General features: G+C 59.3%; 6 protein-coding genes. 2 read left to right on the forward strand and 4 right to left on the reverse strand.

Annotated elements, in window-relative coordinates; genetic code table 11:
• Positions 1-43: 43 nt before the first annotated feature.
• Positions 44-880 (reverse strand): RNA-guided endonuclease InsQ/TnpB family protein, encoded by an 837-nt coding sequence (locus tag ACVWXE_RS14035; protein WP_457490613.1) that lies wholly within the window; start codon positions 878-880, stop codon positions 44-46.
• Between the two features lie 317 nt (positions 881-1197).
• Here ACVWXE_RS14035 and ACVWXE_RS14040 point away from each other — a divergent pair, with 317 nt between their 5' ends.
• A complete protein-coding gene (locus tag ACVWXE_RS14040; RefSeq protein ID WP_457490614.1) occupies positions 1198-2925 on the forward strand; it encodes a helicase HerA domain-containing protein in 1728 nt (575 codons plus the stop codon).
• On the opposite strand, the gene ACVWXE_RS14045 is transcribed toward ACVWXE_RS14040, so the two are convergent.
• The 3 genes from ACVWXE_RS14045 to ACVWXE_RS14055 form a co-directional block, all read right to left on the reverse strand.
• Positions 2895-4139, reverse strand: coding sequence for an FAD-dependent hydroxylase (locus tag ACVWXE_RS14045; protein WP_457466853.1), 1245 nt, complete (start codon positions 4137-4139; stop codon positions 2895-2897). The genes ACVWXE_RS14040 and ACVWXE_RS14045 overlap by 31 nt on opposite strands.
• 13 nt (positions 4140-4152) lie before the next feature.
• Positions 4153-5139: a methyltransferase domain-containing protein gene (locus ACVWXE_RS14050; protein ID WP_041436329.1), complete on the reverse strand. Its 987-nt coding sequence runs from the start codon at positions 5137-5139 to the stop codon at positions 4153-4155.
• Between the two features lie 264 nt (positions 5140-5403).
• The gene (locus tag ACVWXE_RS14055; protein ID WP_414344654.1) at positions 5404-6447 is read right to left on the reverse strand and encodes a glucokinase; all 1044 of its coding nucleotides are present in this window, start codon (positions 6445-6447) and stop codon (positions 5404-5406) included.
• A 152-nt stretch (positions 6448-6599) separates the two neighbouring features.
• Between ACVWXE_RS14055 and ACVWXE_RS14060 the strand changes: the two genes are divergently transcribed.
• Complete coding sequence (locus ACVWXE_RS14060) at positions 6600-7346, forward strand: DUF3120 domain-containing protein (protein ID WP_457402192.1); 747 nt, start codon at positions 6600-6602, stop codon at positions 7344-7346.
• Positions 7347-7457: the final 111 nt, after the last annotated feature.

Genomic DNA, 7457 nt, shown 5'->3' on the forward strand with positions numbered 1-7457 from the left:
TCGGGCCTGTTTTGTTCTCTGGTAGAGCAGAGCAGGCTCAGGGCTACTGAAAGCCCGCTCCGTACCGCTTAGCGGTCGGAGCCGGGTAGTTTACGTCCTCTATAATTACCACCCGATACCTCTTAGCTAGATAGGTAGTAAGCTTGTGTAGGTTGTCCCGACGAATATCAACTACTCTCTTGTGGAGTCTTGCCACCTTCTTAACTGCCTTCCGCCGGTTTTGCGACCCCTTAACTTTCCTGGACAACCGCCTTTGCAACCTCCTCAGCCGCTTCCTAGCCTTACAATAGGGCTTGGGGTTGCCAAAAGTCCCCCCGTCAGAACACGTGGCTAGATTGTTAACTCCTAGGTCAACCCCAACAACGTCCCCTTCCTTCTCCAGCCCCCCTGGCTCAGGCGCCTCATACTTGAAGGAAATAAACCAACGGTGGGCCCGCCGGCTGATAACAACATTCTTGGGCACAACCGCAGGCAAGACCTCGTAACAAGCTAACCAGCCGAAAATCGGAACCTTGATTTTGTTGCCGGAAATTCTAATCCCACCTTCTAGGTAAAAGCTGTCCAGCTTCCCCTTCTTCTTGAATACTGGAAATCTAGACTTCCCAGCACGCCACCTCTTAATTGCTCTCTCCAGATTCCTAAGAGCTTCCTGCGGAGCACACTTAGAAACCTGATAGTACCAAGGATTAGCCCTCTTCACCTCGGCTACAAGTTTCTTGTGCAGATCAACTGCCGTGGGAATCTTCCGCTTCTCTGCCACAGCTTGCTTACAAAGCTCCAGTCCCCAGTTGTAAGCGTGCCGAGCAACCCCAGCGTGCTGCGCCGCCAGTGTCCTTTGCTTGTTATTCAGTCTTAACTCCGTCTTGAATCCTAATAACAAAGTACGACCTCTAGTTCAGCACTAAACCTATTGCTGTTCCCTTTGGAGCTACAAATTGGGGCATACTGAATATATATAATGTACACTGCATTCAGTCGAGACTAGAGTTCAGCTCAACCGCCCCCAAGCTCGCGGCGGATCCCCTGAGATTGCTTACATTCAGGCCCGCGGGCTGCCCCTGTCCCGTCTGGGCTTTTGGACGCCGGAGGAAGTGGAGATCGTCCGCACCTGGATTGTGCAGGATGGCGCCCCCCGCACCAGCGCCCGCTTACAGATGGGCAACTGAATAAGGCATCTGGAACCCAACCCCCACTGCCATGACCCCTCCTCAACCTTTGGCCACCGTGATTCAGGGATCCCTGAGTCGAGGGCTGGAAGCTCGCCTCAATCCCGGTGTCTCGGTAGAAGACTTGCGGGTGGGCAAATTCGTGGTGATCCAGGGGCAGCGCAACCGCTTCTTTGGCCTGCTTACTGACGTTACCCTAGAAACCAGCAACCCCCAAATTCTGGTCAATCCCCCCCGCCCGGAAGAGACCTTGCTGCAGGAGGTGCTGGCAGGTACCGGCACCTACGGCATTATTGCCCTCACCCCGATGCTGATGTTGGTGCCGCGGCAAACGGAAGGGGAAAGGCTGTATCCCCTGGTCAATCCCGAACGGCCAGAAGCGTTGGCAGCTCCCCTCGGCCAAGAACCCCCTTCCGCTGGCGCCATGGAGCTGCTGCCCGTGAAAACAGTGCCCGCCCATTTTTCGCAAGTGTATGAGGCACGGGAACTGGACTTTCGCACCGTCTTCGGCTGGGAAGACGACCCGGAGCGGCGCAACTTTGCTATCGGCCAGCCCCTCGACATGGCTGTGCCCATCTGTTTGGACTTGGATCGCTGGGTGGAGCGCAGCAACGGCATTTTCGGCAAATCGGGCACCGGCAAGTCCTTTCTAGCCCGCCTGATCCTGGCCGGCATCATCCGCAAACGGGCAGCGGTGAACTTGATCTTTGACATGCACTCCGAGTACGGCTGGGAGGCGGCCAGCGAAGACAAGCACGCCACCACTGTCAAGGGCTTGCGGCAGCTCTTTCCCGGTCAGGTACAGATCTATACCCTGGATCCTGATTCCACCCGGCGGCGAGGGGTGCGGGATGCGCAGGAGCTCTTCATCGCCTACAACCAGATCGAGGTGGAGGATCTGGCCCTGTTGGCAGAGGAGCTGAACCTATCGGAAGCCAGCCTGGAAAACGCCATTATCCTGCGCAACGAGTTTGGCCGCGACTGGATCAGCCGCCTCTTGAGCCTTTCCAACACCGAGATTCAAGAGTTTTGCGAACAGAAAATGGGCAACAAAGCCTCGATGATGGCCCTGCAGCGCAAGCTCACCCGCCTTGACAACCTCAAGTACATCCGCAGCACCCTGCCCCACAACTACATCGGCCAGATTTTGGATGCCCTCAGCCGCGGCATTCACGTGGTTATCGAGTTTGGATCCCAGTCCAACCTGCTCTCCTACATGTTGGCGGCCAACGTCATCACCCGCCGCATTCACCAGGCCTACGTACATCAGACGGAGCGGTACTTGCAATCCAAAAATCCCCTCGACCGGCCCCGTCAACTGTGCATCACCATCGAGGAGGCCCACCGCTTTCTAAATCCGCGGGCGGCCAAGCAGACCATCTTCGGCACCATTGCCCGCGAGATGCGCAAGTACTTTGTCACGCTGCTGGTGGTGGATCAACGCCCTTCCCGCATCGACAGCGAGGTGATGTCGCAGTTGGGCACTCGCATCACGGCGCTGCTCAACGACGACCAAGATATCGAGGCGGTGTTCACAGGGGTGGCGGGTAGCCAGAACTTGAGAACGGTGTTGGCCAAGCTGGATTCCAAGCAACAGGCCCTCCTTCTCGGCCACGCTGTGCCTATGCCGGTGGTGGTGCAAACCCGCTCCTACGACCAAAGGTTCTACGCCGAGATCGCCGACCCCGACTGGTCGCAGGCCGAAGATGCGGAGGTGCTCCTGGCCGCTCAGAAGGCCAAGGAGGAGCTGGGACTGTAGGGAGAGCTCCCCCAAAGTCCCGTCATCAAGCACAGCAGCAAGCACCGCAGGGGGGGGAAGGCCATCATCCCTCTCAGGATCCACCGCCGCATAACCACTACGGGCCAGTAGGAGTTGGAGAAAGTGCGGGTGAGCAGATCCGTGAAGAGCAGCACCACCCAGTTTTCCCAGCGGCGACGGCGACCGTAGCGGCGCAGGACTTTGACATCTCCCAGATCCTCATGCCGTCTCCAGGCGTCTAGGAGCACCTGGGCCAGGGCAGCGGCGTCGCGGATGCCGAGGTTGAGCCCTTGGCCAGCCACCGGATGGCAGTGGTGGGCGGCATCTCCCACCAAGGCAAGACGATGCTGATAGTAGCGGCGGCTTTGCCGTAGGCGAGCCGGGAAAACCTGGGGCCGGTTCAGCAAAGTGAGCTGGCCGCTCTGACCGCCGTAGTAGCGCTGCATCTCGGCCAAGAAGTCGGCCTGAGGAAGGGCCAGGGTGGCTTTGGCCTGCTCGTGGGGCATGATCCAGACCACCTGACAGCGGTTGCCGGGCAGGGGCAAGATGGCGAAGGGGCCGGCAGGCCAGAAGCGCTCGTAGGCAATGTTTTGGTGGTCTTGGGAAGGGGCCACCAAGGCGGTGATGCAGGACTGCCAATAGTCCCAGCCGTCGCTAGGGATCCCTGCCCACTGCCGCACCTGGGAGCGCAGGCCGTCGGCGGCGACCACCAGGGAGGCCCGCAGTTGGCGACGCCCCTGGGCCGTTTCCAGCTCTACCTCGGCTGCAGCCTTCCCATAGGTTACGCTCTCCACCTTGGCTTCGTAGTAGCAGCTAATTTTGGGATCGGCAGCCACCTGCTCCTGGAGCGCCTGCTGCAGCCAGGCATGCTCGCCACAGTAGAAAACTGCCGCTTCCCCCACATCCTCCGGCCTAAACGTCACCCGCTGGGGAGCGTTGGCGTCGGTTAAAATCACCTGAGCAAAGGGCGTAATGTGGGGAGCCAGCGCCTCCCACACCCCGACGGCCCGGAAGATGCGGATTGACAGCGGCGAAAGGGCATAGGCCAGGGGGCGCTGTTTGACTGCCTCAGCCGACTGGGCCTCAATGAGGGCCAACCGCAGGCCGGATCCCCGCAGGGCACAAGCTAGGGTTAAGCCCGCGATGCCTCCGCCGACGATAATCACGTCGTAGAGGGCTGCCAAAGTATCCGGAGTGGGAGCAAGAGTTGTCATCTCTCTTATTCTCCTATTGGCTGCTGTGGGCAACCACTTCTGTGCGGGTGGAGTCTGCCGACGTGGCGGCTCGCACGGCCCGGAACATGCCAAAGCGGCAGAGGCCGGTGCCGAAGGCCAGGCGCATGAGCAAGAAAGTGGGCACCTCCCGTAGCGACTTAATCAGGCCCACCAAGCCAAACTTCAGCAACCCTTCGGGACGGACAATGCCCTGCCAGATGGAATCCAGCCAAGAGGGAAGGGTCTCCTGAGTCCAGTCGGCGGTTTCTACCCGTCCCGCCACCAGGCCAGTAGCCTCCAACTGCTCGGCAAAGCCTTCGATGCTGGAGAAGGAAGGGTGTGACCATTGATCCAACAGTTGCCGCATCACCAGCCGCTCCCAAAAGTTCAGGGGCTTTTGCCGGTCGTCCCGCTGGTTCCAGTCCGCCACCACCAGGATTCCCCCTGGCTTCAACACCCGCAGCATCTCTTGGGCATAGCGGGCCTTGTCCGGCATGTGAGGCCCTGCCTCAATGGACCACACCACATCGAAGCTGGCATCGGGGAAGGGCAGGTCGAGGGCATCTGCCACCTGAAACTGGACAGGCAGATCAGGGGGGGTGAGCTCCTGGGCCCGCTTCACCTGCTGAGGACTGATGGTGATACCGGTTACAACAAAGCCGTAGTCGCGGGCCAAGATGCGGCAGCTCCCACCAATGCCGCAGCCCACATCCAACACGGTTGTCCCTGCAGGCAGTCGATCCAACCCCCCCCAGCGCACCATCTCGTGGACAAAGTCGTGCTTGGCCTGCAGAAAATTTTTTCGTTGGGGAGGAGAGCCGTAGTGGCCTAGGTGAATGTGTTCGCCCCAGTAAAACTCTAGGATCCCATCCCGAGTCCACTCGTCGTAAGACTTGGCCACAGAGGCGGGAGACTCGTATTTGCGAGCAGTCAACAGATAGGCTGCCAAGCCCACGGCCAGCAGCACAGCTATGCCCAAAGCCCAAAAGATTGGATTCATCGGATCAACCATGAAGTTTCTATGAAGTCCCTCTGCGTGGTGGCAATCATTGTCAGTTGGATGGCGGAGCCACAGGCAGAGTGCTTTCCGGTGTGGGGTCTGCCAATCCAGCCCAGCAAAGGCGCAATCCCATCTTGCCCCATCTGCTGGCTCAAGATGGAGTCTGGGGCAAAGGACGGCTGGGCGAGATTTTCCAGCACCCATTGGGATTGCTGCGATCGCCTGCTGGGCCGGGGCGGCAACCTCAGTAGCAGCGGCTGCTCCCTACCAAAGGTTGGCGGCGTAGCGAGCAGCTCCCCTCAGCCCCACCTGCGCATTCACCACCACCTGCACCGACAGTTGCTCCAGAAGAGGACGCATCCGCCCCTTATCCAAAAACGAGGACAAAAACTCCCCTTGATGCAGTAGGCGCAAGAGCTTGGGCGCGATCCCCCCAGCGATGAACAGGCCCCCGCGCGGCAATAGGTGTAGGGCAAAGTTCCCGACTGCAGCCCCGTACAGGCTGATGAAAAGCCGCAGACACTCCACCGCCAGAGGATCCCGTGCTTCCATGGCAGCATTGGCAATTTGGGCTGCCGGGTCAATATGCTTAGCTCCCTTTTCCCAAGCCTCAATTTGGGCCAGCAGCTGTTCTTCTCCTGAGCCCCACTGGCTATCCCGCAAAAATTGATAAATGGCAACGATCCCCTGCCCCGAGACCACCCGCTCGGTGGAGACACGTCCGTGCCGTTTTTGCAAATACCTCAAGAGCTCCCACTCCAGAGGGGTGCGCGGGGAAAAGTCCACGTGACCGCCCTCGCTGGCATGAACTTGGTAACCCCCTTCTCCCCAGGTAAGGTAAGCCTGCCCCAAACCCGTGCCTGCTCCCATCACGCCAATCGGAGCCCGCGGTTGACGCTCACCCACTTGCAAGGTGTCCAGATCCTGGTCGCCGAGGGCAAGCACGCCATACCCCACAGCGCTGAAGTCGTTGATCAAGGCTACGCGCGGGATCCCCAGCTCTGCGGCCAATTGGCTCGACTGCAGATCCCAGGGCAAGTTGGTCACTTTGGCAGTCTGTCCCTCAGACCCTGAGCCCCTTGTTTCCATGACGGGGCCGGCCACTGCAAAACAGGCGGCAGCAGGCTGTGGATCTCGCCCCAGCTCCCGCCGAGCCTGGGCCAGAAACTCTCCCACCATTGGGGCGAGGTTGGCGTAATCTTGGCTGGCATAGCGGCAGTGGTAAAGGCTGTGCTCGGGATCCTCGGCATTGACAAGGCTGAGGCTGGTTTTGGTGCCCCCGATGTCTCCTGCCAACAACAAGTCCATACAGTTTCCTCCGGCCAGCACCTCCTTCCCACCCTGACATCTCTGGAGAGAGAATGCCAGGCCCCCAAGGCTTCCCCGCTCCTGCTGGGGAGAAGAGGGAAGGGCAAAGAAGGTGCTATGTTAACTGATGTAAAGGTTTTTAATATTGCATTTTGTCTTCTACACCTTTTTTACCCCCTCTCCAAGATGAGCCTCTGCTGTCCTCTGAGCGTTTGGCCGGGCTGGATCCCCGCCCTCTCTCGGCTCAAAGGCGTTTTCGATCCCACCATGCCATTGGGGGAGTGGCAGCTCTGCTCGTGAGTCTGCCCGTTTTTGTGCAAGCGCCCCTGGTGCGGTATGCCCCTTGGGTCAGCTTGGTGATGTCTTTGGGCTGGCTGGGCCTTAGCTTGCATCTCTACTCCCAGTCCCGTACCCGCCTGTGGGGAGATTTGCTGTACGGCTTTACCCTGACTTGGCTGGCAGGATCCCTGTATTGGGGATGGCTGCGCTTTGAGCCTCTTTGGCACATGCCCATGGAAGCCTTGGGGATCCCGATTGTCTGGTGGGGGACACGGCGACGGTTTGCCCGCATCGGTACCTGGTTTTATCTCGGCTCCCTGTGGGGTACGGCGGTTACAGATCTCTACATTCACTCGGTGGGGCTGCTGCCTGAGTGGCGGCAGGCGATGCAGTTTGACCGGTTGGAGCAGGCGGTTGTCCCTTTTAGGGCGGCCCTCGACAAAATGGCTACCCCCTGGGGCCTGGGTTGGGGCATCGGCTTGGGCCTTCTGTTGCTGGGTGTTGGATTGTGGAGAGTCCAGGGATCCCGCCGCTTGCACCATTGGGCATTTGCGGGAGCAGTGCTGAATACCCTGTTGGTGGATGGGCTATTTGGCTGGGGGGCAGCTCTGCTGCGGTGAGCTGGGACATTCCCATAACTGATACATTTACGCTGAACACTGCTGAACATCACTGTTCAACTATGCAGCGATAGCATTCTGTTTGTTTCCAACCAGAATGGCGGTATCCCG

Source organism: Thermostichus sp. MS-CIW-41 (genome assembly GCF_054058915.1).